Origin of the sequence: Streptomyces genisteinicus, from assembly GCF_014489615.1 — a bacterium.
GTDB classification, from domain to species: domain Bacteria; phylum Actinomycetota; class Actinomycetes; order Streptomycetales; family Streptomycetaceae; genus Streptomyces; species Streptomyces genisteinicus.
Map to the genome: position 1 here is coordinate 847,058 of NZ_CP060825.1, position 26,641 is coordinate 873,698.

The window sequence follows — 26,641 nt, forward strand, 5'->3', positions numbered from 1 at the left end:
GGCGGCAGGACGGCGGCCACCCCTCGGGGGGTGGCCGCCGTCTGCTGCACGGGGCGGGGCGGGATCAGTGGGTGTGCCCGTCGCCCTCGGTCTCCGGGTGGCCGCCGTCCTGCTGCGGGGCGGTGGGCGCGGGGGCGCCGTCCGTGGTGACGGTGAAGGCGGCCGTGCGGACCGTGTCCCCGTGGCGGAAGTCGAGGAACAGCCGGTACGAGCCCTGGGAGGGGGCGGTCGCCGAGAACGAGACCTCCGGCCCCGGCCGGGTAGTGCCGTCCCCGGGCTCACCGTTCGGGTGGACGTGCAGATGGGCGAGGTCGCCCGCGCGCAGTGCGACCAGGTGCCCGTAGGCGCCGAGGTACGGCTGGAGATCGGTGACCGGCCTGCCGTCCTTGCTGACGCTCAGGGTGAGCTCCCGGGAGGCGCCCGGCTTCAGCGACCCCTCGAGCGTGACCTCGTACCCGTCGACGCGCGCGGTGGCCGAGGCCGGGGGCAGCGGAGCGGGGTCGGCAGCGCCGGAGACGGCGAGGTCGGCTCCGAGGGTGAGCCCGTCGGGAGCGCCCGAGCGCGGCACGAAGTCGGCGAACACCCGGTAGCCGCCGGCCTCCGGCAGGTTCACCGGAGTGGACCAGGTGCCGTCGGCGGCGCGCTGCGGGTGGAGGTGGCGGTACGTGGACAGGTCGCGCGAGGCGACGACGAGATGGAGCTCCTTGCCGTGTTCGCGGCGGTATTCGGTGACCTTCCGCCCCGTCCGGTCGTCGGTCACCGTGAAGCGCAGTTCGGCGGGACGGTCCGCCGCGATGCGCTGGGTGCGCAGGTCGAGGGTGAAGCCCCGGTCGGAGACCTGGAGGCCGCCGGGCTCCTGCGCCACCGCGCCGTGGTCCCCGGTGTGCCCGTCGCCGGTCTCCCGGCCGGCGTCCGGGCTGTGGACGGTGTGCCGCGCCGGCTCGGGCCCGGCGACGACGGGGCCGACGCCCTGGCCGACTCCGTACGCCGTCCCGAAGGCCGCCGCGAGCGCGGCCGCGAACGCCGTGATCCTGGCACCGGTCCTCATGACCCACTCCTCGCTCGGGGCCGCTCCGGTCGCGACCCATGACGCAACCATACCCCCTAGGGGTATCAACCACAACGGAAACCAGCACGTGGACATACACCTGAGGGGTATGCGAGCGGGTATGCGAGCGCCACGGAGTCGGCGACCTGCGGCTACGGCTGCTTCACCGAGTCGAGATGCGCGAAGACCACCACGTTCTCCTTGTAGTCCTTCGCCTTGCGGTCGTACTCGCCGCCACAGGTGATCAGCCGCAACTGGGCGTCGGGGGTGTCCGCGTAGACCCGGTCGTTCGGGAAGGACGCCTTGCTGAAGTTCTCCACCGAGTCGACGACGAAGGTCGCCGTGGAGCCGTCCCGGCGGACGATGTCCACGGTGTCGCCGGCCTTGAGCGTGGGGAGCAGCAGGAAGACCGCCGGGCCCGTCCTGGTGTCCACGTGCCCGGCCACGATCGAGGTGCCCAGTTCGCCCGGTGTGACGCCTTCCTGCCACCAGCCGACGAGGTTGCGGTCATCGGGCGGCGGGGCGTCGAGCATGCCGGACGGCCCGACGGACAGGCCCATGAAAGGCGCGTCGACCGCGATTCTCGGAATCCTGATCCGCTGGGGCTCGGACCGCTCCAGGGAGATCGGCTCGACGACGGGGGTGGCCCGCCCCTCGTCGGCCGGATCCCCCGCGGCCGGATCCGAGGGAGCGGCGGCCGCGGGAGCGGAGGCGGCCGGACCGGCGGAGGGCTTGGCATCGGTGGTGGCGCCGACGGAGTTGTAGATCAGCAGGAAGCCGAGGAGCGCCGCGACGGCGGGCCAGAGCAGCGCCCTGGCGAGCGAGCGGGAGGTGACCGGGGGCTGCGGGGAGGTGTGATGCGGGGCCATGCGGACGTCGTACCTTTCGCTGCCGGGGCGGGCTGCCGGAGGGGTGGACAGAGGCGTGGAACGGACGTCGCGGCCGCCGTCCGGAAGGACGACGACCGCGACAAGGGCGTCCTCGGGGAGGGATCAGGCGGCGGTGCCGCCCAGGCCGCGGCGGCGCATCACCATCGCGCCGGCGCCGACGCCGCCGAGGAGCAGGACGGCGCCCGCGGCCAGGCCGCCGCCGGACAGGGCCGTGCCGCCGCCGCCGGTGTGCACGCCGCCCTTCGGCTTGTCGTGCTTCCACGACTTCTTCTCGTCGTCCTTCTTCTCCGCGTCGTCCTTGCTCCAGTCGTCAGCCGTCACACCGGCCAGCGCACCACCACCGGCGTGGACACCGCCGTGCGGCTTGTCGTGCTTCCACGACTTCTTCTCGCCGTCCTTCTTCTCCGCGTCGTCCTTGCTCCAGTCGTCAGCCGTCACACCGGCCAGCGCACCACCACCGGTGTGCACACCGCCGTGCGGCTTGTCGTGCTTCCACGACTTCTTCTCGCCGTCCTTCTTCTCCGCGTCGTCCTTGCTCCAGTCGTCAGCCGTCACACCGGCCAGCGCACCACCACCGGCGTGGACACCGCCGTGCGGCTTGTCGTGCTTCCACGACTTCTTCTCGTCATCCTTCTTCTCCGCGTCGTCCTTGCTCCAGTCGTCAGCCGTCACACCGGCCAGCGCACCACCACCGGTGTGCACACCGCCGTGCGGCTTGTCGTGCTTCCACGACTTCTTCTCGTCATCCTTCTTCTCCGCGTCGTCCTTCGCGTACTTGCCGCTGCTGGACGAGGTGTCGTGGGCGGTGTCGTCCGCGAGGGCCATGGCGTACGCGGCGGGTCCCGAGACCGTGAGGGCGGCCGTGGCGACGGCCGAGGCAAGCAGAATGCGGGCAGAGCGCATGGTGGTGCCTTTCCTTTCGTCGCCGCTGCGCGAGCCGGCATGCCGTCGGCTCATCGGATCGCAGGGGGCGACGTGAATCACCGTCAGCCCGGAGCCGGGAGCGCACCACCGGAGCGTGCGGCATCCGGGTCACGTCCTGGGCCCCACGGAGTGACACGGCGTCATTTGTCACCCGGGCGACCCCACGACACGCCGTGGCCATGTTTGACGCCGGGCCCCGCCGGTCCGCACGGTCCCGGCCGGGGCGCGGCGAGGCGGCCGGGGCGCGTCGCGCGCCGGCCGGGGCCGGGGCTTATGGACCGGTGATCACGCCGCTCTTTGGCTCTGTGGACGAGGCCATGAAGCGGCCAGGGTGGAGGAAACCCGAAACATCGCGGAGGTTCCTCGTGAGTGTCGCGTTCCTGCTCACCACCCTGCTCGTGGTGGTGACCCCCGGCACGGGCGTGGTGTACACGCTCGCCGCCGGTCTGTCCCACGGCCGCCGGGCGGGCGTCGTCGCCGCGTTCGCCTGCACGGTCGGGACCGTGCCCCATCTCGTCGCGACCGTCACCGGACTCGCGGCCCTGCTGCACACCAGCACCGTCGCCTACGAGACGGTGAAGTACCTGGGCGTCGTCTACCTCCTCCACATGGCCTGGTCGACGCTGCGCGCCGGGGACTCACTCGTGGCGGACCGGGAGGCCCCGCCCCGTCCGGTGGGCCGGGTCATCGTCTCGGGGCTGTGGCTGAACCTGCTCAACCCGAAGGTCACCATGTTCTTCGTCGCGTTCCTGCCGCAGTTCGTCCCCGGCGGCGGGCAGGGCTCGGCACGGGACCTGCTCGCCCTCGGCGCGGTGTTCACCGGCATGACCTTCGTCGTCTTCGCCGCCTACGGCCTGTGCGCCGCAGCGGTGCGGGAGCGTCTGCTGGCGCGGCCGCGGGTGATGACGGGGCTGAACCGGGTGGTCGCCGCCTGCTTCGTGGGCCTGGGCCTCCGGCTGGCGGTGGCGTGACCATGCTCTTCCGGCACGCCGACACCGTCTGGGCCGGCCATCCCGGCCTCACCGCGGGCGCGCTCAGCGCCCGGGGAGTCGACCCGGCAGCAGCCACCGGCGACCTCGTCGACGCCTACACGGCCCGCGCCCTGGCGCGCCTGGCGGACTCCGCCGAGAGCGCGTTCCCCGAAGTGCTCGCCTGGCGGCGGACGTTCGCGGGCATGGGGCTGCGGCCCACGCAGTACCGCTGCGCGTCGGAGTCGCTGCTGAGGCGGCTGCGCAGGACGGGCGCCCTCCCCCGCATCCACCCGGTCGTCGACCTCTGCAACGCGATCTCGGCCGCGTACGCCGTCCCCGTCGCGGTCCTCGACGCGGACCGGATCACCGGCCCGCTGCTCGAGGTGCGCCCCGCCGCGGGGGACGAGACGTACGAGGACTTCGGGGGCGCCGTGGAGCATCCGGCGGCGGGCGAGGTGACGTTCGCCGACTCCGCGGGACGCGCGCACGCCCGGCGGTGGACCCACCGGCAGAGCGGCCATTCCGCGGTCGGCCCGCACACCCGCCGGATCCTCGTGGTCACCGAGGCGATGCACGACGGCGGCGCCCGGACCGTGCCGCTCGTCCTGGACGCCGTCGCCGCCGGCCTCGGCGCGCACCGGGCCGCCTCGGACCCTGTCGCGGCCCTCCTGACCCCGTCCGCGCCCGAGTTCGCCTTCGGCGGATGAGCGCACCGGGACGGGAACGTCCCCGGCGGCCCGCACGGGGGGCGGGCCGCCGGGCCGGCGGTGCGTGACACCATGGGGCCGGTGGACTCCGGGGAGCGGGCGGCGGCGCAGGGCTCCGACTTCCTGCAACTCGACGCCGGCCAGGCCCCCGCCGGAGGCAAGGCCGACTGGCTGGCCGCACGGCTGCGGCAGGCGATGGCGGACGGCCGGCTGGCCGTGGGCACACGTCTGCCGCCCACCCGGGTGCTCGCCGACGACCTGAGCGTCTCGCGCGGCGTCGTCACCGAGGCGTACCGGCGGCTCACCGAGGACGGGCACGTCGAAGGGCGCCGGCGCGGGGGCACCGTGGTGGTGGCCGTCCCGCCGCGCGGCGCACGGGACGGCCCCGCACCCGGCGCGCCCAGGAGCGCCGGCTCGCTGTTCTCCGGCGAGCCGGGCGCCGACGTCTTCGACGCACTGCGCGCCGCACCCGCACGGGTCGACCTCACCCCCGGCCGTCCCGACCTCGCGGCCTTTCCCCGAGCGGCCTGGCTGCGCGCCGAACGTGCGGTGCTCTCCGGGCTGTCCGCGGGCGATCTGGGCTACGGGGACCCCCGCGGGGCCGCGCCGCTGCGGCGCGCCGTGGCGGCGTGGCTGGCCCGCAGCCGGGGCATCCGCGCCGACGCGGACGACATCCTCGTCGTCGCCGGCACGGCGCAGGCCCTCACCCTGCTGCACCCGGTGCTGAGAGCGGACGGCGTCGACGCTGTGGCCATGGAGGATCCCGGGTCGCTGGGGGCACGTCAGCATCTGCTGCACGGCGGCATGCACGTCCTGCCGGTGCCGGTCGACGGCGACGGCGTCCGGGTCGACGCGCTGCGCGCCTCCGGCGCCCGTGCGGTGCTGCTCACGCCCGCCCACCAGTTCCCGACGGGCGTGGTGACGAGCGGTGAGCGGCGCCGGGAGCTGCTGCGCTGGGCGGCGGACGGCGGCCTGATCCTGGAGGACGACTACGACGCCGAGCACCGCTACGACCGGCCGCCGGTACCCGCGCTGCGCGCCCTGCTCGCCGACCGGGTCTGCTACATGGGCAGCGTGTCCAAGCTGCTGGCCCCGGCGCTGCGCATCGGCTGGATGGTGCCGCCGCCGCGGCACCGGGCGGCCCTGACCGACGCCAAGCGCTTCGACGACCTGGGCAACGCGGTGCTGCCCCAGCTGGTGCTCGCCCGGCTGATGGAGTCCGGCGACCTGGAGCGGCAGCTGCGGCTGCTGCGGGGGCGCCACCGGCGGCGGCGCGACGCGATGATCGCGGCCATCGCCGCGCATCTGCCGGGGGCCGTGGTGCACGGCGCCGCGGCCGGGCTGCATCTGACGGTCACCTACCCGGCCGACGTGCCCGACACCGAACTCGCCGCCGCAGCCCTCCGCCTGGGGGTGAAGTGCCAGCCCCTGTCGTGGCACCGTCGCCTGCCGGGCCCGCCGGGGCTGGTCCTCGGATACGCGGCGGGCCCGCCGGGCGCGCTCACGGACGGAATCGCCACCGTCGGCCGCGCGCTGCGCGAGCTGGCCTGAGCGCCCGGTCCCGCTGCACCGGGGCGGTCACCGTCCCGGCACCCGGCCGCGGGACCGCCGCCGCCTCCCGCGGGGCAGGGCGGCTACGCCCGTTCCCAGGTGCAGCGGCCCGGGTGCCCGGCCGGGCCGGAGCAGTGCCCGGTCCCGCGTGCGGCGCCGGGCGGTGTGCCGCACGCCGGTCCCGCGACGAGGGCCGCCGCTCCCGTCCTGTCGTTCCAGACGACCCAGAGGTCGATGCCGTCGCCGACGCCGACGACGTGGTCCCCGTGCTCGCCCTCGTCGAGGACGCACCGTGCCAGGCGCCCGTCGGGCGTCCGCGTCATCACCCCGCACCCCATGGGGCCGACCCTACCGATCCCCGGCGGGGCGGACTCCGTGACCGGTCCCCCGGCGGGCCCGCGCCCCGGACCGGGCCGGGTCCGCTGCCGCCTCCCGCGGGGCGAGCCGCCCCGCGGGAGGCCCCCGGACCCGGGATGAAAGCGCTTGCTACGCTGCGGAGGCCCCACCGGGCCGCACAGTCGCACCCGCGTCCCCGACCGGCCCCTGTCGAACGGAGCACATGTGAACACCGTCAGCGGCGACCGCTTCTGGTTCGGCGGCGACTACAACCCCGAGCAGTGGCCGCGGGACGTCTGGGACGAGGACGTGCGGCTCATGGGACGCGCGGGCGTCACCGTCGCCACGGTCGGCGTCTTCTCGTGGTCGCGGCTCCAGCCCGCCCCCGGCGCCTGGGACTTCACCTGGCTCGACGACGTGCTGGGGCGCCTGGCCGAGGCGGGCATCGGCATCGATCTCGCCACCGCGACCGCGTCCCCGCCGCCGTGGCTCGTGGCCGCCCACCCCGGCATGGCCCCCGTGACGGCCGACGGCGTCGTGCTCGCCAACACCAGCCGCCAGCACTACAGTCCGCACTCGCCGGTCTACCGGGAGCACGCCCTCGCCCTGGTGCGCGCGCTGGCCGAGCGCTACGGACGGCATCCCGGCCTCGTCGCGTGGCACGTCAACAACGAGTACGCCTGCCACGTCCCCCGCTGCTACGGTCCGGACGCCGACGTCGCCTTCCGCGCCTGGCTGCGGGCCCGGTACTCCACCATCGGGGAGCTCAACGCGGCCTGGGGCACGGACTTCTGGTCGCAGCGCTACAGCGGCTTCGAGGAGATCACGTCGCCGCGCACCTCTCCGACGGCCGGCAACCCGACGCAGCTCATCGACTTCGACCGGTTCACGTCCGACGCGTTCCTCGACCTCTTCCGCGCCGAGGCGGAGATCGTGCGCGAGGCGTCCCCCGGCATTCCGGTGACGACCAACTTCATGGGCGCGTTCCGTCCGCTGGACTACTGGAAGTGGGCGCGGGAGGTCGACTTCGTCTCCGACGACTCGTATCCGGACCCCGTCGACCCGCAGGCCCCGGTGGCCGCCGCCCTCACCCGCGACCTGATGCGCTCGCTGGGCCGCGGGAAGCCCTGGGTGCTGATGGAGCAGGCGACGAGCGCCGTGAACTGGCGGCCCGCCAACGCCCCGAAGGCGCCCGGCCAGAACCGGGCGTACTCGCTGCAGGCGGTGGCGCGCGGGGCCGACGGGATCATGTACTTCCAGTGGCGCCAGTCGGCCGCGGGCGCCGAGAAGTTCCACTCCGCGATGCTGCCGCACGCGGGCCCCGACTCCCGCGTCTTCCGCGAGGTGTGCGCGCTCGGGGCGGAACTGGCGGAGCTCTCCCGGCTCCGCGGAGCGGCCGTGCCGGCGCGTGTCGCGATCGTCTTCGACTGGGACTCCTGGTGGGCGCTGGAGCAGGAGTCCACCCCCACCCGGCTGGACTACCCGGCCCTGGTCCAGGAGTGGTACCGGGCGTTCTGGGCGCGGGACGCGGTGGTCGACTTCGTCCCGGCGGACGGCCCGTTCGACGCGTACGACCTGGTCGTGGTACCCGCCCTGCACGTCGCCGACGACGCGGCGCTCACCGCGCTGGCGGCCGTGCCGGAGCGCGGCGGCCGGCTGGTGGTGGGGTTCATGACCGGCATCCTCGACCGGAACCTGCGGGTGCGCGCCGAGGGCTGTCTCGGGTCGCTCGCCGGTGTCCTCGGGGTGCGGATCGAGGAGTTCGCCCCCGCGGCGCCGGCCCCCGGAGCGGCGGCCCCCGTCCTGCGGCTGACGGGCACGCTCGGCGAACTGTCGGCAAGCACCTGGGCCGAGTTCACCCACGCCGTCGACACGGAGGTGTGCGCCTCCTTCGAGGACGGCGTGGTCCGCTCCTGGCCCGCCGTGACCCGGCGGCGCACGGGCGCGGGCGAGGCCTGGTACGTCGCCACCAGGCTGGACCCGCCGTCGACGGACCGGCTGGTGGGCGAACTCCTCGACGGGGCCGGCATCGAGCTGCCCACGACCGGGCCCAGCGAACACGTGGAGGTGGTGCGCAGGGGCGACGCGGTGTTCGTCGTCAACCACTCCCCGCAGGAGCAGACCGTCGCGGTGCGCGGCCACGGCCCGAGGACCCTGGGCCCCCACGGAGCCGAGGTGCTGTTCGGCTGACCGCGAGCGCACGCCCCCGCCGGCGGCCGTGCCCGGCCCGCGTGCCCCCTGCCCGGTACGCGGGCCGGGGCGCGTGTGCCGCTCCGGGCCGCCGGGGTCCGGCCGCCGTCCTGCGATGCGAGCCGGACCCGGGAGGGACGGTCCGATTCGGGGACCGTGCGGGCGGCGGGGTGTTCGCCGGACCGCCCGGCCGGGCATCAGCAGAGACGGACCGGCCGTACAGGCGCCGGTCCCCGTTCGTGACGAAGAGGGGAAGCATGCCACTGCCGCCGATCACCGTCGGGCCGAGGGCCCGCATCGTGTTCCAGGGGGACAGCATCACCGAGGCGGGACGGCGCCCCGGCGACGGGACCTCCCTGGGCAGCGGATACGTGCGCCTGGTCGCGGACGAGCTCGGGGCGGCCCATCCGGGGCTGCGCTTCGTGAACCGCGGCGTCGGCGGCGACCGTGCCGCGGACCTGAGGTCGCGCTGGCAGCGGGACACCACGGCGCACGAACCCGCGCTGGTGTCGGTCATGGTCGGGGTCAACGACACCTGGCGGAGGTACGACTCCGGCGACCCCACCTCCCTCACGGCCTACGAACGGGACTACCGCGCCGTGCTGGAGGAGTCCCGCGCCGCCGGGGCACGGCTGCTGCTGATCGAGCCGTTCCTGGTCCCCGTCGACGAGGGTCAGTGGACCTGGCGGGAGGACCTGGACGGACGCATCCACGTCGTCCGGCGGCTGGCGGCGGAGTTCGGCGCCGGGCTGCTCTGTGCCGACGGTCTGCTCAACCAGGCGGCCGCGCGGCACGGCGGGGCGGACCGGATCGCCGGCGACGGTGTGCATCTCACGCCGCTGGGGCACTCGTTGCTCGCCGAAGCCTGGCTCGGCCTGGTGTCGGTGGGGTGAGCGGGCGTGCAGCCTCCTCGCGCACCACCCGGTGCCCGCACCACCGCTCCCGGCACCGCCCGGTGCCGGCTCCGCCGCCCCGCCCGCGCCCGCCACTCCCCCACCCCGGAGACGCCGTGCCCCACGACCACCGTCCCGCCCGCCCGCGTCTCGCCGTGGTGCTCCCGCCCGGGGCGCGCGAGCAGCTCTTCGGCCCGAAGGAGTGGGAGAGCCTGACCCGGACCGGAGAGGTCGTGGCCGACTGCCCGGACGCGGGCGCGCTCCTCGGGCATCCCGGTGCCGCCGGGGCGGAGGTGCTGGTGACCTCCTGGGGCGCGCCCCGGCTGACCGCCGGGGTCCTCGCGCGGCTGCCCGCCCTGCACACCGTGCTGTACGGGGCCGGGTCCATCCGCGACCTGGTGACCGACGCCTGCTGGGAGCGGGGTCTGACGGTCGTCTCGGCCGCCGACGCCAACAACGGCCCGGTCGCCGAGTACGTCTACGCGCAGACGGTGCTCGCCCTGAAGGACGTCCACCGGCGGTCCCGCAGGATCGCGTCCGAGCGGGCCCTGCCGCCGCTGGACGACGTGCCGGGCATCCACGGCCAGAGCGTCGGCCTGGTGTCGTTCGGATCCGTCGCGCGCAAGGTCGCCGCCCACCTGGGCCGGCTCGGCACCCGGGTGCTGGCCTGGGACCCGTTCCTCGACGAGGCCGTCTTCCGGGCCGCCGGGGCGGAGCGGGTCGCCGAACTGCCCGACCTGGTGGCGCGGTCGTCGGTGCTGAGCGTCCACACCCCGCTCGTCCCCGGCCGCACCGAGGGACTGATCACGGGCGGGCTGCTGCGGCTCCTGCCCCGCGGGGCCACCCTCATCAACACCGCGCGCGGCGCGGTGGTCGACGAGGAGGCGATGATCCGCACGCTCACCGAACGGCCCGATCTCCAGGCCGTGCTCGACGTCACGGCCGAGGAGCCGCCCGCTCCGGGTTCCGCGCTGTACACCCTGGAGAACGTCCTGCTCACCGGGCACGTGGCCGGCACGGTCGGCTCGGAGCGGCGGGCGCTCGGTGCGCTGCTCGTCGAGGAACTGGCCCGGGTGGCGGCGGGCGAGCGCCCGCTCCACGCGGTGTCCCCGGAAGAGAGCCTGCTCAGAGCCTGACACCGGGCGGGCCGCGAGCCCGGCCGGTGGTGTCCGCACAGACGCCCGAGGGCCCGCCGAGGCGGGCTACGATCGATCACCGGACGGATGGCACTCCTGGGTACGCGTCCACACCGCCGATCCGTGAGAGTTGGGGAGAGACCGTGTTCTACTACGTGCTCAAGTACGTCCTCCTGGGGCCGCTGCTGAGGCTGCTGTTCCGTCCGCGGATCGAGGGACTCGAGCACGTGCCCGACGACGGGGCCGCGATCGTCGCCGGGAACCACCTGTCGTTCTCCGACCACTTCCTGATGCCCGCCATCCTGAAGCGCCGCATCACCTTCCTCGCCAAGGCCGAGTACTTCACCGGGCCGGGCGTCAAGGGCCGCCTGACGGCGGCCTTCTTCCACAGCGCGGGGCAGATCCCGGTCGACCGCTCCGGGAAGGACGCCGGACAGGCGGCCATCCGCGAGGGCCTCGGCGTGCTGGACAAGGGCGAGTTGCTGGGGATCTACCCGGAGGGCACCCGGTCGCACGACGGCCGCCTCTACAAGGGCAAGGTCGGCGTCGCGGTGATGGCGCTGAAGGCGGGCGTGCCGGTGGTGCCCTGCGCGATGGTGGGCACGTTCGAGATCCAGCCCCCCGGCCAGAAGCTTCCGAAGATCAAGCAGGTCACCGTCCGGTTCGGTGAGCCGCTGGACTTCTCCCGCTACGCCGGGATGGAGAACGAGAAGGCCGCCATCCGGGCGGTCACCGACGAGATCATGTACGCCATCCTGGGTCTTTCCGGGCAGGAGTACGTCGACCGGTACGCGGCGGAGGTCAAGGCGGAACAGCAGGCCGAGGCCCAGGACCGCGGCCCGAAGCGCTTCCCGCCCCGGCGCGGCCGGCAGCGGTGACGCGGCCCCGGGCGGGCGCGGTGCGACGCGGCGGCCCGGGCCGCGCGGTCACACGGCCGCGGCCGCACGACGGGGCTCCCGTTCCCGGCCGTCCGTCGCCCGCCGGGCCCGCGCCACGGGTTCGGGGCGGCGTGCGGCGGGGCCCGGCCCGCGCCGGGACGTCGCCGACGGGGCGGACGGCCTCGTTCCGGGCCGACGCCGCCCTCCCGCCCTCCCGCGCTCCGGGCGCTTGCGGCACTTCCGGCGCCTCCGCGGGGCGGCGTCCTGTCCGGGGCCGGCCCGACACCGGGTCCTGATCCACGCCTCACGACGCGCCCGCCCCTGCCGTGTCCCGCTCCCGCAGCCGGCTTCCGTGGCCGGCGCGGCCGGGGGAACGTTCCGGGCAGCCTCCGTGACCGGACCGCGCCCCGGCGGACCGCCCGGACGGTCCCCGCGAGTCCGTGCCGGTGGCCGGTGCCTCGCCGCGCGGTGCGGTCCCGCCGGGGGCTCAGCCGCCGCGGGCGAAGGGCGCCAGCTCGCCGAGGGCGTCGTCGAGGACCGCGCGCAGCTCCCGCGCGTCCGCGGCGACCGCCGTGACGAGGGCCGCGGGCCCCGCCAGAGGCGTGACGGCCGTGCGCGGTCCCCGCACTCCGGCCGGGGGCGGGCTCTCCGCGAAGTCCGGGTCGACGACGAGCAGCTGCCCCACCGCCCGGTGGCCGCCGAGCACGGCGGGCCCGTCCCAGCCGCCGTGCGCGCCCGGGCCGAAGGCGAGTTCGCCGTCGAGCAGCGGCCGGCCGTCGCGGTGCACGGTGAGCCGGGTGACCAGGGTGCCGGTGTCCTCGCCGTGCCGGCCGAGGATCTGCTCCTCGCGCAGCACCAGACGGGCGGTGGCGGCCAGGTCGACGCGGGTGCTCATCCGCAGGGTGCTGCCCTGGGCGGCGACGAGCTGTTCGGGCAGCCAGTGCAGCACGGCGTCGTCTCCGACACGGAGGGCGACGTCGTAGTGGGCGGTGGCGCCGCCGCGTCCCGGGAGGGAGATCGTCGCGGCGGCGGAGTCGACGATGAGCCGGGTGCCCGGGCGCACCTCGGCGTCGATCCGCAGCCGGTCGCCGCCGAGCGGCGCGCTCATCGCGCCGACGACGGTGACGCGCAGACCGGGCTCCCGGGTCCGGGTGCGGCGCAGCGCGAGCGGGCCGTCGCCGGTCAGGACGGGCAGCGCGGTGCCGTCGGCGACGATGCGGGCGGCGGCCTGGACGCTCACGGTGGCTCAGGCGTTCCAGGCGGCGAGCTGCGCCCGCACCCAGGAGGCCACCGGGCCGACGCCCTCCTCCCCGCGCAACGAGGTGAAGACGACGGGGAGTTCGCCGCGCTGCTCGCGGGCGTCGCGGGCCATCCGGTCGAGGTCGGAGCCCACGTACGGTGCGAGGTCCGTCTTGTTGACGACGAGGAGGTCGGCGGTGGTGACACCGGGGCCGCCCTTGCGCGGGATGTCGTCGCCGCCGGCCACGTCGATGACGAAGATCTGGGCATCGACGAGGCCCTTGGAGAAGGTGGCGGTGAGGTTGTCGCCGCCGGACTCCACCAGGATCAGGTCGAGCGGTCCGACCCCGTCCTCCAGGTCCTCCACGGCCTCCAGGTTGGCGGAGATGTCGTCCCTGATGGCGGTGTGCGGGCAGGCGCCGGTCTCGACGGCCTGGATGCGCTCCGGCGGCAGGACGGCGTGGCGCAGCAGGAACTCCGCGTCCTCACGGGTGTAGATGTCGTTGGTGACCACGGCGATCGACAGCGTGTCGCGCAGGGCGGCGCAGAGCGCGGCGACGGTGGCGGTCTTGCCGGACCCGACGGGCCCGCCGAGTCCGATCCGCAGGGCGCGCCGCCGCCCGTCGGGGCGCAGCGCGTCGGCGCTGACGGCGGGCGCGGTGTCGTGGGCGTGGTCGAGGTGCATGGGCGGTCTCCCTGTGGAGGCGGTCGGTGCGGTGGGGGCCCGGCGGTCGTGGAGCGGTCCCGCCGGGGCTCCGGTGGCGGGGTGCGGGGGCGGGCTCAGGAGGCGAAGAGGCGTACGGGCCACGCCGCGTGGTCCTCGGCGGTGATGTCGAGCAGCGGTGCGGACCGGGCGGGCAGCGCGTCCGGTCCGCGGGCGGCCGCGTCCACGGCCGCTGCCGCGACCGCGTCCATCTCGGGTGCGAGGCGGGCGAGGACGGCGGTCGCCTGGAAGGGGTCGAGGCTCAGCAGGCGGACGGCGGCCGTGGCGGCGCCGCCGACCGACTCGTAGACCGCGCAGTGGGCCGCGTCGTCCGCGCCCAGCGCGGCGGCGCGGGCCGCCGTGCCGAGGACCAGGGGCTGGTGCGCGCCGCGGGGGAACGCGGCGGCGAGCGCGTCGAGTCCGGGGTCCGGCCAGACCGTGCGGGCGGCCCGCATCAGCTGACGGCCGAGGCGGCGGGAGGCGGCACGCAGCGCCGGTGAGGGCGTCCGGGCGTCGGCCGCGGCGTCCAGGGCGGACGGGTCGTGGCCGAGCGCGGCCGATGCGGCGAGCGCGGCGGAGGTCAGGCCGGCGGTGTGGAGCCGTCCGCGGCAGAAGGCCGCGAGGTCGGCCGGGCCGGTGACGCGTCCGGCGCGGACGGCCGCCTCGACGCCGCCGGAGTGCGCGTGGCCTCCGGCGGGGAAGCGGCCGTCCGCGAGGACGAGCAGGGCGGAACGGCTCACCGGGCGGCCTCCCGCGGGCCGCGCGCCCGGTCCGTGTGTTGCGGGGGCGGGATCGGGGGCAGAGCCGGGGTCGGGGTCGGGGTGCGCATCAGAAGAGGAAGTACCTCTGCGCCATGGGGAGTTCCGCGGCGGGCGCGGGCTCGACCGGGTCTCCGTCGATGGTCACGGTGAACGTGTCGGCGTCGACCTCGACCCGGGGCATGGCGTCGTTCTCCCGCATGTCCGCCTTGGTGACCCGCCGGGTGCTGCGGATCGGGGAGAACCGCTTCGCGACCCCGAGCCGCTCCGGCAGGTCGTCCTCGATCGCCGCACCGGAGACGAAGTTGAACGACCCGTGCGCCGCCGCACGTCCGAGGGCTCCGAACATCGGGCGGGGCATGACGGGCTGCGGGGTGGGGATGGAGGCGTTGGCGTCGCCCATCTGCGCGTAGGCGATCTGGCCGCCCTTGATCACCAGGTGGGGCTTGACCCCGAAGAAGGCCGGTTCCCACAGCACGAGATCGGCGAGCTTGCCGGTCTCGACGGAGCCGATCTCGTGGTCCAGGCCCTGGGCGACGGCCGGGTTGATGGTGTATTTGGCGACATAGCGACGTGCCCGGAGGTTGTCGGCCCGCCCGTCGCCGGGCAGGGCGCCGCGCCGCTTCTTCATCACGTGCGCGGTCTGCCAGGTCCGCATGATCACCTCGCCGACCCGGCCCATGGCCTGCGAGTCGGAGGAGATGATCGAGATGGCGCCGAGGTCGTGCAGGACGTCCTCGGCCGCGATGGTGGACGGCCGGATCCGGGACTCGGCGAAGGCGAGGTCCTCGGGGACGGCCGGGTTGAGGTGGTGGCAGACCATCAGCATGTCGAGGTGCTCCTCGACCGTGTTGACGGTGTGCGGCCGGGTCGGGTTGGTCGAGCTCGGGAGCACGTACGGCTCGGAGACGACGGTGATGATGTCGGGCGCGTGCCCGCCGCCCGCGCCCTCGGTGTGGTAGGCGTGGACGGTGCGCCCGGCGATGGCGGCCAGGGTGTCGCCGACGAACCCCGCCTCGTTCAGCGTGTCGGTGTGGATGGCGAGCTGCGCACCGGTCTCCTCGCAGACGCCGAGGCAGGCGTCGATCACGGCGGGGGTGGCGCCCCAGTCCTCGTGGATCTTGAACCCCAGGGCGCCGCCGCGCAGTTGGGCGTGCATGGCCTCCCGGGACATCGTGTTGCCCTTGCCGAGCAGTCCGATGTTCACCGGGTAGGTGTCCAGGGCCTCGAACATCCGGGCGAGGTGCCAGGATCCGGGGGTCACCGTGGTGGCCTTGGTGCCCTCGGCCGGTCCGGTGCCGCCGCCGACGAGGGTGGTGACACCGGTGGCGAGCGCCTGGTCGACGATCGTCGGCGAGATGAAGTGGATGTGCGCGTCGACGGCCCCGGCGGTCACGATCCGCCCGTTGCCGGCGATGACCTCGGTCTCCGGCCCGATGACGAGGTCGGGGTGGACGCCGTCCATGGTGTCCGGGTTCCCGGCCTTGCCGATGCCGGTGATCCGCCCGTCGAGGATGCCGATGTCGGCCTTGACGACGCCCCAGTGGTCCAGGACCACCGCACCGGTGATGACGGTGTCCGGCGCGCCGTCGGCCCGGGTCGCCCGGGACTGGCCCATCGACTCGCGGATGACCTTGCCGCCGCCGAACACGGCCTCGTCGCCCGCCCGTCCGGGGCCGCCGGAGCGGTCCTCCTCGATCTCGACGAGCAGATCGGTGTCGGCGAGCCGGATCCGGTCGCCCGTGGTGGGCCCGAAGAGGTCCGCGTACGCGGCGCGGGAGATCTCAGCCATCGAGGGGGCCTCCGGTCTCGCCGCGCAGGCCGGGGACGATCCGGCGGCCGGCCAGGGGGACGAGTTCGACGTCGACGGGGACGCCGGGCTCGAAGCGGACCGCGGTGCCGGCGGCGACGGCGAGCCGCTTCCCGCGGGCGGCCGCACGGTCGAAGTCGAGACCGGGGTTGGCCTCGGCGAAGTGGTAGTGGGAGCCGACCTGGACGGGGCGGTCGGCGGTGTTCACGACGGTGATCCGGGTGTGCGGGCGGCCCTCGTTGAGGGTGACGGGTGCGGTGTCGAGGAGGATCTCTCCGGGAATCATGGCGCCGCCCTCAGACGATGGGGTCGTGGACGGTGACGAGCTTGGTGCCGTCCGGGAAGGTGGCCTCGACCTGGACGTCGTGGATCATCTCCGGCACGCCCTCCATCACGTCGGCCCGGCCGAGCACCGCCCGGCCGGACACCATGAGTTCGGCGACGGTGCGTCCGTCGCGGGCGCCCTCCAGGATGTGCGAGGTGATCAGCGCGACGGACTCGGGGTGGTTGAGCCTCACCCCGCGCGCTCTGCGCTTCTCGGCCACGTCCGCGGCCACATGGATGAGCAGGCGTTCCTGCTCGTGCGGGGAGAGTTGCACGCGTCCACCTCATCGTCGTCCGGCCCTGGGGCGTCTGGAGCATCTGGACCCTAGCCCGGTGCAACAGTCTGTTGACCCGGACACGGTGATCTCTCGACCAGGGGTTGAACGTTAGGACGCAAGTTTTTCCAGCGCGTTAACTGATCTTGGAATTCCCCATCGACATCAGGGCGCGCAGGCCGTCCTCCAGGATCTCCACCCGGACGTCGCCGAAGAGGGCCTGCTGGGCGATGAAGCCCTGGGCGGTGGCGATGAGGGTGCGGGCGACATGGTCGGCGTCGACCCCGGGCTCCATCAGCCCGGCCTCCCGGTACGCGTCCACGAGAAGGGCCCAGGCCTCGCGCATGGTGCGGTAGCCCTCGTCCAGCGCCGCGGCGAGGCGCTCGTTGCGCAAGGTCTCCGTCCAGACCTGGACGACCAGCCGGGCGAACGCCTGCCGGTCGCCGCCGGGGGCCGCGTCCACCAGCACGCGGCGCAGGACCCGGCCGATCAGGACGTCCGGAGTGGGTGGCGGCGTGGTGCGCGCCGCCTCCTCGAACGCGGCCCGGATTCCGGCGAACGCCTCGCCGGCGATGGCCTCGACCAGCTCCTCCTTGCTGGGGAAGTAGCGGTAGACCGCGCCCGCGGACAGCTCCGACTCGCGCAGGATGTCCTGCATCGACGTGGCGTGGAAGCCGTTGCGGGCGAAGCACCGGGCGGCCGCTTCGACGATCTGCCGACGCCGGGCGTCGAGGTGTGCCTGGGATACACGAGCCATGATCCCACGGTAAAACGAACGTTCATTCTTGACAAGGAACGCACCCCGGAGGAAAGTGGCGACGAGATAAAACGAACGATCCTTCTCTTTACCGCGGCTTGCCGCTCCCCCTCCCGCCCTGCCGCCCGCCCCGCCTCGCCCGACCGTGCGCCGGCCCCCTGAACTGGAGTTCCTCATGTCCCCTGCACCGGCACGCCGCATGATCGCGGTGATGGTCCTGATACCGGTGGTGGTGGCCCTGGCCCTGTGGGCGTTCGCCTGGCCGGCGGCGCGCACCGCGCCCCGCGATCTGCCGGTCGGCGTCGCCGGCCCGGCCACCGCGGCCGCCGCCGTCGAGGACGGGCTCACCCGTCACGCGGGCGCCTTCGACGTGCACCGCTTCGACGACGCGGCCGCCGCCCGGGACGCGATCGAGGACCGGGTCGTATACGGAGCCGTGGTCGCCGGTGCGCAGGGCACCGAACTGCTCGTCGCCCCCGCCGCGAGCCCGGTGGTCGCCCAGCTCCTCAGGGAGGCGGTCGCCGCCGGCGCCCCGGCGGGCGCCCCGGTGAAGGTCACGGAGGTCGTGTCGCTGCCGGAGGGCGACCCCCGTGGCAGCGCCCTGGCCGCGAGCGTCCTGCCGATCGGCCTGGCCGGGGTCGCCGCGGGCGCCCTGGTCACCCTGACCGGGCTGCGCGGGGCGAGGGCGGCCGCCACCCTGCTGGGCGCCGCGACGCTGGTCGGGCTCACCGCGGCCGCGCTCGCGCACAGCTGGCTCGGGGTGCTCGACGGGAACTGGTGGGCGGAGGCGGGCGCGCTCGGCCTGACCGTGCTCGCCGTGGGCGCGGCCGTGGCGGGTCTCGCCGCACTCCTCGGGACACCGGGCGTGGGGCTCGGCGCGCTGCTGATGGTGCTGATCGGCAACCCGTTCGCGGGCGCGGCGAGCGCACCGGAGCTGCTCCCCGAACCGGCGGGCACGCTCGGCCAGTGGCTGCCGCCGGGCGCGGGGACCTCGCTGCTGCGGTCGGTCTCCTACTTCGACGGGCGCGCGGCGGGCGGCGCCGTGCTGACGCTGACGCTGTGGGCGGCCCTCGGTCTCACCGCGGTCCTGGTGGGCAGCCGCCTCCGCGCCCGCTCCGCGTCGGCGCCGCCGGCGGCGGAGCACCCGGAACCGGCCCCCGCGCCGGCGGCGTAGGGCGCCGGTCCGGCTCGCGACCGGCCCGGGCCTCCCGGTCGCGGACGGAGCGGCGGAGCCCTTCAGGCCACGGCACCCATGACGGCCGCGTACCCCCCTGTAGCGGAGGGGGTACGCGGCCTTTCGCCGTGCGGGGAGGGTCAGGGGCGGCGGTCCTCCGGCGGGCGGTGTTCGGCGGCCAGACCGAAGCGGCCCTGTTCGCCTCCGGCGGACGCGGCGGAGCCGTAGGAGGAGACCGAGCTGATCACCGGCTCCTCGTCCGCCTGCCGCAGCCCTTCGAGTCGTTCCAGGTCAGCGGCGGACACCAGCGCCACGAGGGGCTTGCCGTGGCGGGTGACGACGACGCGCTCCCCGCCGTAGACGACGCGGTTGATCAATTCGGCGAGCTCTGCGCGGGCTTGCGTCACCGGAATCTCGTAGGCCATGCTCCCCATCATAACGGCCTGTACGTCCTGTACATTTTTTACAGAAGGCTGCTCTCACGGCCCACGGAAGAGGTCTGCCATGCACCGCTCAGCCGCCCGCTACGTCCTGCCGGAGTTCACCGAGCGCACCGGCGCCGGGACGCGCACCCTCGACCCCTGGTCCAGGCTGCTCGACGAGCGGATCGTCATGCTGGGCACCCCCGTCGACGACACGGCCGCGAACGACGTCGTCGCCCAGCTCCTGCACCTCGAATACGCCGCCCCCGACCAGGACGTCTGCCTGTACATCAACTCCCCCGGCGGTCCCGTCGGGGCCATGACCGCCATCTACGACACCCTCCAGGTCATCACCTGCGACGTCGCGACCACCTGCATCGGCCAGGCGGCCTCCACCGCCGCCGTCCTGCTCGCCGCCGGCGCGCCCGGCAAGCGGTCGGCCCTGCCCGGCGCCAGGATCACCGTCCGGCAGCCCGCCTCCGACGAGCCGCTGCGGGGCCGTCCGTCCGACCTGGAGATCCACGCCGCGGAACTGGTGCGCCTGCGCGAGCAGATGACCTCGATGCTCGTCCGGCACACCGGCCGGGACGCCGCACGCGTCGCCACGGACCTGGAGCGGGACACGATCTTCGACGCGGCAGGCGCCAGGGAGTACGGGCTGGTCGACCATGTCATCGGCAGCCGCGGGACGGCCGCCCCCACCCGGACCCGGTGACCGGCGGTGCTTCCGCCGGAGCTCCCGCCCCTGCCCGCGCTGACCCGCGCCGAGGCGGAGTTCGTCGACGTCTACCTCGAAGTGGTCGACCTGCTGGGCCGGATCAACCCCGCCCGGGCCACCCACACCTACGGGGCCCTGCGTGCCGCGCAGGCGCTGGCCGGGCGGGCGGCGGCGCTGCGGGACGCGCTGACGCTGATGCACCTGCACGGCGAGAGCGAGGTGCACGCGGGCACACTCGCCCGCGCCCTGCGGGTCCTGGACGGCGAACGCCGCGCGAACCGCGTGACGCTGCCGCCCCTTTCGCCGAACTGACGGTCAATCGGCTGCCGAAACCCGCCGAAGGGGTAACGCCGCGACTACCCCGTTCGGTGGAGCGGGGAGCAGATTGTGGCGTGCCGCAGGACTTGCGTCGCGGGACCACCGATTCGGACGAACCGCCTCGCTCCGCCGCTGGTACGGCCATGATTCCGCGGCCGCCGGACGGGGGCCGCGCGCTCCCGGCCACTCGAACAGATCAGTCGTGATCGGCTTCACAAAAGCCGTTTCAGCTCGGAAATCAGACACACGTGGGCAAGGATCCGTGGCACGACAAGCCCCCGCCACCGCGGCGGGGCGGTCCGGGCGGACGCCGAGTCCTGCCGCCGTACCGGATGTCTGGTCGACAGAAGTGCATCGGCAGGAGTGGAGGGCCCAGCAGTACGGGCCGATCCGGAGATCCCGGACCGGCCCTTGGGGTGAAGCCGCTTCGGCGGCCGGGCGTCTTCGCCGGTCCGAACCCGACAGGTCACCCTTCACAGGCGGTATGACGAAGGGTTGCGCATGTCCGCGCAGTTGCACACGCCGTTCCTCCTGTCCCGTACCGGCCTCGTGTCCGCGCTCACCGTCGCGGCGGTCGGCGGGACTCTCCTCGCCCCCGGCACGGCCCCCGAGGCCCACGCGGTCACCAGTCACGCGAGCAAGGCACTCGAGGTGGCCCAGTCGAAGAAGGGCTCGCCGTACCGCTTCGGCGCCACCGGCCCCCACCGCTTCGACTGCTCCGGTCTCACGCTCTACTCGTACAAGCGCGCGGGCAAGAAGCTGCCGCGCACCGCGCAGCAGCAGTACAACCGCACCCGGCATGTGGGGGCCTCCCAGAGGCAACGCGGAGACCTGGTGTTCTTCCATTCGGGCGGGTCGGTCTACCACGTGGGCATCTACGCCGGCAGCGGCCGGATCTGGCACTCCCCCAAGACCGGCGACGTGGTGCGGCTGGCCAGGATCTGGACGAAGAGCGTCTCCTACGGGCGCGTGCGCTGACGCCGGCGCCCCGGACACGGTTCACGCGCCGTCACAGGGCGACGCGCTCCACGGACGACCAGGGCAGGGCGATCCACACCGTCTTGCCGCCCTCCTCGGTGGGCGTGACGCTGAACCGGCCCCCGTGCCGGGCCGTGAGGAGGCGGACGATGTCCATGCCCCGGCCGTTGTCCTGACGGACCGCGGCCGGCAGGCGGCGCGGCCAGCGCGGGTGGCTGTCGGTGACGCCGACGCGCAGGACCTCGTCGCGTTCCAGGACGAGGTCGAGCCGGAAGAACGGTGACAGGCCGAAGGTGTGCTGCACGGCGTTGGTGGCGAGTTCGGAGACGATCAGCCGCACGGTGTCCGTGGTGTCGGAGTCGTCGGGGAGCCCCCAGGAGACCACGGCGTCGGTGGCGAACCTGCGCGCCGACGACACGGACGCCGGGTCGCTCGGCAGCGTGACGGATGCTTCCTGACGGTCTGCCATGGTGACGCTGTCCTTTCCCACCGGGCCGTGCCGCGGCCTACGGCGGATGAACGCGATCACGCATCAGGTCGGCCCCGCGCTGTGCTTCGCCGCCAGCCTGCCACCTGCGACGGGGCTGGGGAACCGTTCCGCCGAGATATCTGCCGATCTGTCGCCCAAAACGGTGAACTCTGCTACGAGGGAGCGTATTTGGGTCCACATCGGGCCGCGCGGCCCCGGCACGGGCGGCCCGGCCGGGACCCCGGCGGCTCCCCCGGGGCAGCGGGGCTCATCCCGGAGGGCCGGTCCCGCGGCAGCGGCGGCTCGCACGGGAGCGGCGTCCTAAGGCGTCGACGGCTCACACGCGACCGGCCCGTCACGCGGCAGCGGCAGCTCACACGCGACCGGTCCGTCCCGCGGCAGCGGCAGCGGCAGCTCACACGCGACCGGCCCGCCCCGCCGTCGGGCGGCTCACCCCGGAGGGGCCGGCGCGGTCCGAAGGATCGTCGCGACGGCCGTGTCGATCTGCGCGCCGGTCAGATCGGCGCGCGCCGTCAGCCGGATCCGCGAGATCCCGTCCGGCACCGAGGGCGGACGGAAGCAGCCGACGACCAGGCCCGCCGCGCGGCAGTCGGCGGCCCAGCGCAGCGCCGCCTCCGGGGAAGGAGCCCGGACGGAGACGACGGCCGCGTCGGGGCGCGCGGAGACGAGGCCCTCCCGGGTCAGCCGCCGGTGCAGTTCGGCGGCGACCGCGCGGGCGCGCGCCGCGAGCTCGGGCTCGCGCCCGAGGACCCGCAGCGCGGCGAGCGCCCCGCCTGCCGCGGCCGGGGCGAGCCCGGTGTCGAAGATGAACGTCCGGGCCGTGTTGACCAGATGCGCGATCACCCGGGCGGGCCCGAGCACCGCGCCGCCCTGGCTGCCCAGCGACTTGGAGAGGGTGACCGTGGCCACCACGCCGGGATCGCCCGCGAGTCCCGCGGCGGCGGGGGCGCCGCGGCCTCCGTCCCCGAGCACCCCGAGACCGTGGGCGTCGTCGACGAGCAGCGCGGCACCCGCGTCACGGCAGACGCCGGCGAGCGCGCCCAGCGGAGCGGCGTCGCCGTCCACGGAGAACACCGAATCGGTGACGACCAGCGCCCGGCGCCCGGGATGGGCGGCGAGCGTCTTGCGCACCGCCTCCGGCGCCGCGTGCGGGACGACCGCCGTCTCGGCGCGCGCCAGGCGGCAGCCGTCGACGATCGACGCGTGGTTGGCCGCGTCCGAGACCACCAGCGCGCCGTGCGCGCCGAGCGCGGTGACGGCGGCGAGGTTGGCCGCGTAGCCGGAGGAGAGGACGAGGGCCGCCTCGAAGCCGCAGAACGCGGCGAGTTCGCGCTCCAGTTCGGCATGGAGCTCGGTGGTTCCCGTGACGAGCCGGGAGCCGGTCGCTCCCGCGCCCCAGCGGTGCACGGCCCCGGCGGCGCCCGCGACGACCTCGGGGCGGCGGGTCAGGCCGAGGTAGTCGTTGCCCGCCAGGTCCAGCGCCGTCGATCCGGCGCTGCGGGGACGCAGGGTGCGGACCAGTCCGAGACGCTCACGCCGGCGCGCCTCCTCGTCGATCCAGTCGAAGGGATCTCCCTGGGCGGCGTGCGGCATCCGTGGTCCGGTCCTTTTGTAGGCAGCGGACAGACCCTAGCCCGGGACGGACCGGATGGGGATGTGGTCATCCACACACCTGTTTCGGGCGCCGTTGTCGAGTTCCTCCTTGGCCGCGGCCAGTGCCGTACGTCAGGATCAGCGCCATGGACCTGCTGAACACGCTGGTGGACAAGGGGCTGCGGCGCGAGCTGCCGACCCGTGAAGAAGCGCTCGCCGTGCTGGCGACCTCCGACGACGACCTGCTCGATGTGGTGGCCGCGGCCGGCAAGGTGCGCCGCCAGTGGTTCGGCCGCAGAGTCAAGCTCAACTACCTGGTCAACCTGAAGTCCGGCCTCTGCCCGGAGGACTGCTCCTACTGCTCGCAGCGACTCGGGTCGAAGGCGGAGATCCTCAAGTACACCTGGCTGAAGCCGGACGAGGCGTCCCAGGCGGCCGCCGCCGGTGTCGCGGGCGGCGCGAAGCGGGTGTGCCTGGTGGCGAGCGGCCGCGGGCCGACCGACCGGGACGTGGACCGCGTGTCGAAGACCATCGAGGCGATCAAGGAGCAGAACGAGGGCGTCGAGGTGTGCGCCTGCCTCGGACTGCTCTCGGACGGCCAGGCGGAACGGCTGCGCGACGCCGGCGCGGACGCGTACAACCACAACCTGAACACCTCGGAGTCCACCTACGGGGAGATCACCACCACCCACACCTACGCCGACCGCGTGGACACGGTGAACAAGGCGCACGCGGCCGGTCTGTCGGCCTGCTCGGGGCTGATCGCCGGAATGGGCGAGAGCGACGAGGACCTGGTGGACGTGGTCTTCTCGCTGCGCGAGCTGGACCCGGACTCGGTGCCGGTCAACTTCCTGATCCCGTTCGAGGGCACGCCGCTCGCCAAGGAGTGGAACCTCACCCCGCAGCGCGCGCTGCGCATCCTCGCGATGGTCCGCTTCGTCTGCCCGGACGTCGAGGTGCGTCTGGCCGGCGGCCGCGAGGTGCACCTGCGCTCGCTGCAGCCGCTCGCCCTGCACCTGGCGAACTCGATCTTCCTCGGCGACTACCTGACCAGCGAGGGCCAGGCGGGCAGGGCCGACCTGGAGATGATCGCGGACGCCGGGTTCGAGGTCGAGGGCAGCGACACGACGACCCTGCCCGAGCACCGTGCGGCGGCCGGAGGCGGCTGCGGTTCGGTCTGCGGGGACGGCGGGGGCGGCTGCGGCGACGAGCCGGCCGCCGAAGCGGCGGAGCCCGCGGCGGCTCCGGCGACCGGCGCCCGGACGGACCTGGTCGCGGTGCGCCGCCGCGGCGCGGGCACGGACCTCGCGCCCAATGCCTGAGCACTCGGACCGCCCTGCCGGGCCGGCCGGCCCGGGTCAGCCGGCTCGCGCCGTGTACTCCGCGGGCGAGCTGCTGGCCCTGGACCGGGCGCACGTCTGGCACCCGTACGGCCCGATGCCGGGCCGTACGGACCCGCTGGTCGTGCGGTCCGCCTCCGGGGTCCGGCTGCGGCTGGCCGAGGAGACCGAGGGCAGGACCGAGCTGATCGACGGCATGTCGTCCTGGTGGTCGGCGGTGCACGGCTACAACCACCCGGTGCTCAACGCGGCGGCGACCGCGCAGCTGGGGCGGATGAGCCATGTGATGTTCGGCGGGCTCACCCACGAGCCGGCGGTCCGGCTGGCGGCACGGCTCGTGGAGATCACCCCGGAGCCGCTGCGCCACGTCTTCCTGTGCGACTCCGGCTCCGTCTCCGTCGAGGTCGCCGTCAAGATGTGCCTCCAGTACTGGCGTTCGCTCGGCCGCCCGGCCAAGCGGCGGATGCTCACCTGGCGCGGCGGGTACCACGGCGACACCTGGCAGCCGATGTCGGTGTGCGACCCGGAGGGCGGGATGCACGGCCTGTGGCAGGGCGTGCTGCCCGAGCAGGTCTTCGCCCCCGCGCCGCCCGCGGACTTCGAGGAGTCGTACGCCGACGGGCTGCGGGAGCTGATCGCGCGGCACGCGGACGAGCTGGCCGCCGTGATCGTGGAGCCCGTGGTGCAGGGCGCGGGCGGGATGCGCTTCCACTCGCCCGCGTACCTGCGGGTGCTGCGCGAGGCGTGCGACGAGCACGACGTGCTGCTGGTCTTCGACGAGATCGCCACGGGCTTCGGCCGGACCGGTGAGCTGTTCGCCGCGGACCACGCCGGTGTCGCGCCGGACGTGATGTGCCTGGGCAAGGCGCTGACCGGCGGCTATCTGACGATGGCGGCGACGCTGTGCACCCCGCGGGTGGCCGACGGCATCTCCCGGGGCGAGGTCCCCGTGCTGGCGCACGGGCCGACCTTCATGGGCAACCCGCTGGCCGCGGCAGTGGCCTGCGCCTCCGTGGACCTTCTGCTGGAGCGGGACTGGCGGCAGGAGGTCAAGCGGATGGAGACGGGTCTGCGCGAGGGCCTCGCCCCGGCCTCGGAGTTGCCCGGGGTGCGGGAGGTCCGCGTGCTCGGCGGCATCGGCGTCGTCCAGCTCGACCATCAGGCCGACATGGCGGCGGCGACCCGCGCGGCCGTCCGCGAGGGCGTCTGGCTGCGGCCGTTCCGCGATCTCGTGTACGTGATGCCGCCGTACGTCACCGGGGAGGACGACCTGGCGGCCGTGTGCCGGGGCGTGGTCGCGGCGGCGGCCGCGGGCTGAGGCCGCGCGTCAGGAGGGCCGGGGGCAGCACGACCCGGCGGATCGGTCCGGGGCGGGTCGGTCCGGGGGGAACGGTCCGGGCCAGAAAGCAACGACAGGGAAGTGCAGCATGTCAGTGATCGTCGTGACGGGTACGGGGACCGAGATCGGCAAGACCGTCGTGACGGCGGCCGTCGCCGCGGTGGCCGCCGCCCAGGGGCGCTCGGTCGCCGTGCTCAAGCCGGCGCAGACCGGTGTCGCACCGGGCGAGCCGGGCGACGCCGCCGAGGTGGCACGGCTCGCGGGCCGGATCACGGCCGTCGAACTGGCGCGCTTCCCGGAGCCGTTGGCCCCCGCCACGGCCGCGCGGCGTGCGGGGCTCGCCCCGGTGGGGCCCGAGCGGATCGCCGAGGCGGCCGGGAAGCTGGCGGCCGAGCACGACCTGGTGCTGGTCGAGGGCGCGGGCGGGCTGCTGGTGCGGTTCGACGACACCGGTTCCACCCTCGCCGACGCCGCCGCCCTGCTCGGTGCGCCGGTGCTGGTCGTCGCCCCGGCCGGGCTGGGCACCCTGAACGCGACCGCGCTGACGGCCGAGGCGCTGCGGGCACGCGGGCTCACCCAGCTGGGCGTCGTGATCGGCAGCTGGCCGGCCGAGCCGGACCTCGCCGCGCTGTGCAACCGGGCCGACCTTCCGGTCGCCGCGGGCGTCCCGCTGCTCGGCGCCGTCCCCGGGGGCGCGGGGTCGCTCGGGCCGGAGGCGTTCCGCGCGGCGGCGCCGGACTGGCTCGCCCCCGCGCTCGGCGGCCGCCTGGACACGGCCGCCTGGGCCGCCGCGGGCGCCTGAACACCGCCGGGGCGCGTCCGGTGCCCCGGGGGCCCCGCCCCGGCGGGCGTCCCGACGCCCCGCCGTGGCGGGTGCTC

General features: G+C 74.8%; 28 protein-coding genes. 14 read left to right on the forward strand and 14 right to left on the reverse strand.

Features of this window, described 5'->3' with window-relative positions; translation table 11 throughout:
* Window positions 1-64: 64 nt before the first annotated feature.
* From IAG43_RS03675 to IAG43_RS03685, 3 genes are all read right to left on the reverse strand, one after another.
* Entirely contained in the window at window positions 65-1,048 is a 984-nt protein-coding gene (locus IAG43_RS03675) for a hypothetical protein (RefSeq protein WP_187739316.1), read from the reverse strand.
* 152 nt (window positions 1,049-1,200) lie between these two features.
* Complete coding sequence (locus IAG43_RS03680; RefSeq protein WP_187739317.1) at window positions 1,201-1,917, reverse strand: class F sortase; 717 nt, start codon at window positions 1,915-1,917, stop codon at window positions 1,201-1,203.
* Window positions 1,918-2,040: 123 nt separating this feature from the next.
* The gene (locus IAG43_RS03685; protein ID WP_187739318.1) at window positions 2,041-2,841 is read right to left on the reverse strand and encodes a hypothetical protein; all 801 of its coding nucleotides are present in this window, start codon (window positions 2,839-2,841) and stop codon (window positions 2,041-2,043) included.
* 386 nt (window positions 2,842-3,227) lie between these two features.
* Here IAG43_RS03685 and IAG43_RS03690 point away from each other — a divergent pair, with 386 nt between their 5' ends.
* The 3 genes from IAG43_RS03690 to pdxR all read left to right on the forward strand — a co-directional run bounded on the left by IAG43_RS03690 (window position 3,228) and on the right by pdxR (window position 6,091).
* Window positions 3,228-3,833 (forward strand): LysE family translocator, encoded by a 606-nt coding sequence (locus IAG43_RS03690; protein WP_187739319.1) that lies wholly within the window; start codon window positions 3,228-3,230, stop codon window positions 3,831-3,833.
* 2 nt (window positions 3,834-3,835) lie between these two features.
* Window positions 3,836-4,540 carry a B3/B4 domain-containing protein gene (locus tag IAG43_RS03695; protein WP_187744284.1) on the forward strand — a complete coding sequence of 235 codons (705 nt, stop codon included), beginning with the start codon at window positions 3,836-3,838 and terminating at the stop codon, window positions 4,538-4,540.
* 72 nt (window positions 4,541-4,612) lie between these two features.
* The gene (gene pdxR, locus IAG43_RS03700; protein ID WP_187739320.1) at window positions 4,613-6,091 is read left to right on the forward strand and encodes a MocR-like pyridoxine biosynthesis transcription factor PdxR; all 1,479 of its coding nucleotides are present in this window, start codon (window positions 4,613-4,615) and stop codon (window positions 6,089-6,091) included.
* An 83-nt stretch (window positions 6,092-6,174) separates the two neighbouring features.
* Here pdxR and IAG43_RS03705 read toward each other — a convergent pair whose 3' ends face one another.
* Complete coding sequence (locus tag IAG43_RS03705) at window positions 6,175-6,414, reverse strand: hypothetical protein (RefSeq protein WP_187739321.1); 240 nt, start codon at window positions 6,412-6,414, stop codon at window positions 6,175-6,177.
* A 238-nt stretch (window positions 6,415-6,652) separates the two neighbouring features.
* Here IAG43_RS03705 and IAG43_RS03710 point away from each other — a divergent pair, with 238 nt between their 5' ends.
* The 4 genes from IAG43_RS03710 to IAG43_RS03725 all read left to right on the forward strand — a co-directional run bounded on the left by IAG43_RS03710 (window position 6,653) and on the right by IAG43_RS03725 (window position 11,524).
* Window positions 6,653-8,617 (forward strand): beta-galactosidase, encoded by a 1,965-nt coding sequence (locus IAG43_RS03710; protein ID WP_223005902.1) that lies wholly within the window; start codon window positions 6,653-6,655, stop codon window positions 8,615-8,617.
* Between the two features lie 257 nt (window positions 8,618-8,874).
* Window positions 8,875-9,510 (forward strand): SGNH/GDSL hydrolase family protein, encoded by a 636-nt coding sequence (locus IAG43_RS03715; protein WP_187739322.1) that lies wholly within the window; start codon window positions 8,875-8,877, stop codon window positions 9,508-9,510.
* A gap of 116 nt (window positions 9,511-9,626) precedes the next feature.
* On the forward strand, window positions 9,627-10,646 hold the full coding sequence (locus tag IAG43_RS03720; RefSeq protein WP_187739323.1) for a hydroxyacid dehydrogenase: 1,020 nt from the start codon (window positions 9,627-9,629) through the stop codon (window positions 10,644-10,646).
* Window positions 10,647-10,789: 143 nt separating this feature from the next.
* Entirely contained in the window at window positions 10,790-11,524 is a 735-nt protein-coding gene (locus IAG43_RS03725; RefSeq protein WP_187739324.1) for a lysophospholipid acyltransferase family protein, read from the forward strand.
* A 487-nt stretch (window positions 11,525-12,011) separates the two neighbouring features.
* On the opposite strand, the gene IAG43_RS03730 is transcribed toward IAG43_RS03725, so the two are convergent.
* The 7 genes from IAG43_RS03730 to IAG43_RS03760 form a co-directional block, all read right to left on the reverse strand.
* Window positions 12,012-12,764, reverse strand: coding sequence for an urease accessory protein UreD (locus IAG43_RS03730; protein WP_187739325.1), 753 nt, complete (start codon window positions 12,762-12,764; stop codon window positions 12,012-12,014).
* A 6-nt stretch (window positions 12,765-12,770) separates the two neighbouring features.
* Window positions 12,771-13,448: an urease accessory protein UreG gene (ureG, locus tag IAG43_RS03735; protein ID WP_187739326.1), complete on the reverse strand. Its 678-nt coding sequence runs from the start codon at window positions 13,446-13,448 to the stop codon at window positions 12,771-12,773.
* Between the two features lie 95 nt (window positions 13,449-13,543).
* Window positions 13,544-14,206 (reverse strand): urease accessory protein UreF, encoded by a 663-nt coding sequence (locus IAG43_RS03740; protein ID WP_187739327.1) that lies wholly within the window; start codon window positions 14,204-14,206, stop codon window positions 13,544-13,546.
* Window positions 14,207-14,294: 88 nt separating this feature from the next.
* On the reverse strand, window positions 14,295-16,016 hold the full coding sequence (locus IAG43_RS03745) for an urease subunit alpha (RefSeq protein WP_187739328.1): 1,722 nt from the start codon (window positions 16,014-16,016) through the stop codon (window positions 14,295-14,297).
* Entirely contained in the window at window positions 16,009-16,320 is a 312-nt protein-coding gene (locus tag IAG43_RS03750; RefSeq protein WP_187739329.1) for an urease subunit beta, read from the reverse strand. The genes IAG43_RS03745 and IAG43_RS03750 overlap by 8 nt, the downstream gene beginning before the upstream one ends.
* A 10-nt stretch (window positions 16,321-16,330) precedes the next feature.
* Window positions 16,331-16,633, reverse strand: a complete 303-nt coding sequence (locus tag IAG43_RS03755; protein ID WP_187739330.1) for an urease subunit gamma — start codon at window positions 16,631-16,633, stop codon at window positions 16,331-16,333.
* 136 nt (window positions 16,634-16,769) lie between these two features.
* Window positions 16,770-17,390 (reverse strand): TetR/AcrR family transcriptional regulator, encoded by a 621-nt coding sequence (locus IAG43_RS03760; RefSeq protein ID WP_187739331.1) that lies wholly within the window; start codon window positions 17,388-17,390, stop codon window positions 16,770-16,772.
* Window positions 17,391-17,565: 175 nt separating this feature from the next.
* Here IAG43_RS03760 and IAG43_RS03765 point away from each other — a divergent pair, with 175 nt between their 5' ends.
* Window positions 17,566-18,564: an ABC transporter permease gene (locus IAG43_RS03765; RefSeq protein WP_187739332.1), complete on the forward strand. Its 999-nt coding sequence runs from the start codon at window positions 17,566-17,568 to the stop codon at window positions 18,562-18,564.
* Window positions 18,565-18,704: 140 nt separating this feature from the next.
* Here the strand turns inward: IAG43_RS03765 and IAG43_RS03770 are convergent, their stop codons facing one another.
* On the reverse strand, window positions 18,705-18,989 hold the full coding sequence (locus IAG43_RS03770; protein ID WP_187739333.1) for a type II toxin-antitoxin system Phd/YefM family antitoxin: 285 nt from the start codon (window positions 18,987-18,989) through the stop codon (window positions 18,705-18,707).
* A gap of 79 nt (window positions 18,990-19,068) precedes the next feature.
* On the opposite strand from IAG43_RS03770, the gene IAG43_RS03775 reads away from it, so the two are divergent.
* The 3 genes from IAG43_RS03775 (at window position 19,069) to IAG43_RS03785 (ending at window position 21,000) form a co-directional block, all read left to right on the forward strand.
* The gene (locus IAG43_RS03775) at window positions 19,069-19,701 is read left to right on the forward strand and encodes a ClpP family protease (protein WP_187739334.1); all 633 of its coding nucleotides are present in this window, start codon (window positions 19,069-19,071) and stop codon (window positions 19,699-19,701) included.
* Window positions 19,702-19,707: 6 nt separating this feature from the next.
* On the forward strand, window positions 19,708-20,016 hold the full coding sequence (locus tag IAG43_RS03780; RefSeq protein WP_187739335.1) for a hypothetical protein: 309 nt from the start codon (window positions 19,708-19,710) through the stop codon (window positions 20,014-20,016).
* 507 nt (window positions 20,017-20,523) lie between these two features.
* Window positions 20,524-21,000 carry a C40 family peptidase gene (locus IAG43_RS03785; RefSeq protein ID WP_187739336.1) on the forward strand — a complete coding sequence of 159 codons (477 nt, stop codon included), beginning with the start codon at window positions 20,524-20,526 and terminating at the stop codon, window positions 20,998-21,000.
* Window positions 21,001-21,031: 31 nt separating this feature from the next.
* On the opposite strand, the gene IAG43_RS03790 is transcribed toward IAG43_RS03785, so the two are convergent.
* Complete coding sequence (locus IAG43_RS03790) at window positions 21,032-21,469, reverse strand: ATP-binding protein (RefSeq protein WP_187739337.1); 438 nt, start codon at window positions 21,467-21,469, stop codon at window positions 21,032-21,034.
* A 450-nt stretch (window positions 21,470-21,919) separates the two neighbouring features.
* Window positions 21,920-23,083, reverse strand: coding sequence for an 8-amino-7-oxononanoate synthase (locus tag IAG43_RS03795; RefSeq protein ID WP_187739338.1), 1,164 nt, complete (start codon window positions 23,081-23,083; stop codon window positions 21,920-21,922).
* Window positions 23,084-23,229: 146 nt separating this feature from the next.
* On the opposite strand from IAG43_RS03795, the gene bioB reads away from it, so the two are divergent.
* From bioB to bioD, 3 genes are all read left to right on the forward strand, one after another.
* A complete protein-coding gene (gene bioB, locus IAG43_RS03800; RefSeq protein WP_187739339.1) occupies window positions 23,230-24,405 on the forward strand; it encodes a biotin synthase BioB in 1,176 nt (391 codons plus the stop codon).
* Window positions 24,398-25,741, forward strand: a complete 1,344-nt coding sequence (locus IAG43_RS03805) for an adenosylmethionine--8-amino-7-oxononanoate transaminase (protein ID WP_187739340.1) — start codon at window positions 24,398-24,400, stop codon at window positions 25,739-25,741. The genes bioB and IAG43_RS03805 overlap by 8 nt, the downstream gene beginning before the upstream one ends.
* Window positions 25,742-25,850: 109 nt before the next feature.
* Window positions 25,851-26,564 carry a dethiobiotin synthase gene (gene bioD, locus IAG43_RS03810; protein WP_187739341.1) on the forward strand — a complete coding sequence of 238 codons (714 nt, stop codon included), beginning with the start codon at window positions 25,851-25,853 and terminating at the stop codon, window positions 26,562-26,564.
* The last annotated feature ends 77 nt before the right edge of the window (window positions 26,565-26,641 follow it).

Coding starts and splice junctions, on each gene's coding strand:
- bioB (WP_187739339.1), top strand. CDS start 23,230: ATGGACCTGCTGAACACGCTGGTGGACAAGGGGCTGCGGCGCGAGCTG.
- IAG43_RS03775 (WP_187739334.1), top strand. CDS start 19,069: ATGCACCGCTCAGCCGCCCGCTACGTCCTGCCGGAGTTCACCGAGCGC.
- ureG (WP_187739326.1), bottom strand. CDS start 13,448: ATGCACCTCGACCACGCCCACGACACCGCGCCCGCCGTCAGCGCCGAC.
- IAG43_RS03745 (WP_187739328.1), bottom strand. CDS start 16,016: ATGGCTGAGATCTCCCGCGCCGCGTACGCGGACCTCTTCGGGCCCACC.
- bioD (WP_187739341.1), top strand. CDS start 25,851: ATGTCAGTGATCGTCGTGACGGGTACGGGGACCGAGATCGGCAAGACC.
- IAG43_RS03715 (WP_187739322.1), top strand. CDS start 8,875: ATGCCACTGCCGCCGATCACCGTCGGGCCGAGGGCCCGCATCGTGTTC.
- IAG43_RS03760 (WP_187739331.1), bottom strand. CDS start 17,390: ATGGCTCGTGTATCCCAGGCACACCTCGACGCCCGGCGTCGGCAGATC.
- IAG43_RS03750 (WP_187739329.1), bottom strand. CDS start 16,320: ATGATTCCCGGAGAGATCCTCCTCGACACCGCACCCGTCACCCTCAAC.
- IAG43_RS03705 (WP_187739321.1), bottom strand. CDS start 6,414: ATGACGCGGACGCCCGACGGGCGCCTGGCACGGTGCGTCCTCGACGAG.
- pdxR (WP_187739320.1), top strand. CDS start 4,613: ATGGGGCCGGTGGACTCCGGGGAGCGGGCGGCGGCGCAGGGCTCCGAC.
- IAG43_RS03680 (WP_187739317.1), bottom strand. CDS start 1,917: ATGGCCCCGCATCACACCTCCCCGCAGCCCCCGGTCACCTCCCGCTCG.
- IAG43_RS03770 (WP_187739333.1), bottom strand. CDS start 18,989: ATGGCCTACGAGATTCCGGTGACGCAAGCCCGCGCAGAGCTCGCCGAA.
- IAG43_RS03795 (WP_187739338.1), bottom strand. CDS start 23,083: ATGCCGCACGCCGCCCAGGGAGATCCCTTCGACTGGATCGACGAGGAG.
- IAG43_RS03685 (WP_187739318.1), bottom strand. CDS start 2,841: ATGCGCTCTGCCCGCATTCTGCTTGCCTCGGCCGTCGCCACGGCCGCC.
- IAG43_RS03765 (WP_187739332.1), top strand. CDS start 17,566: ATGTCCCCTGCACCGGCACGCCGCATGATCGCGGTGATGGTCCTGATA.
- IAG43_RS03675 (WP_187739316.1), bottom strand. CDS start 1,048: ATGAGGACCGGTGCCAGGATCACGGCGTTCGCGGCCGCGCTCGCGGCG.
- IAG43_RS03785 (WP_187739336.1), top strand. CDS start 20,524: ATGTCCGCGCAGTTGCACACGCCGTTCCTCCTGTCCCGTACCGGCCTC.
- IAG43_RS03805 (WP_187739340.1), top strand. CDS start 24,398: ATGCCTGAGCACTCGGACCGCCCTGCCGGGCCGGCCGGCCCGGGTCAG.
- IAG43_RS03790 (WP_187739337.1), bottom strand. CDS start 21,469: ATGGCAGACCGTCAGGAAGCATCCGTCACGCTGCCGAGCGACCCGGCG.
- IAG43_RS03695 (WP_187744284.1), top strand. CDS start 3,836: ATGCTCTTCCGGCACGCCGACACCGTCTGGGCCGGCCATCCCGGCCTC.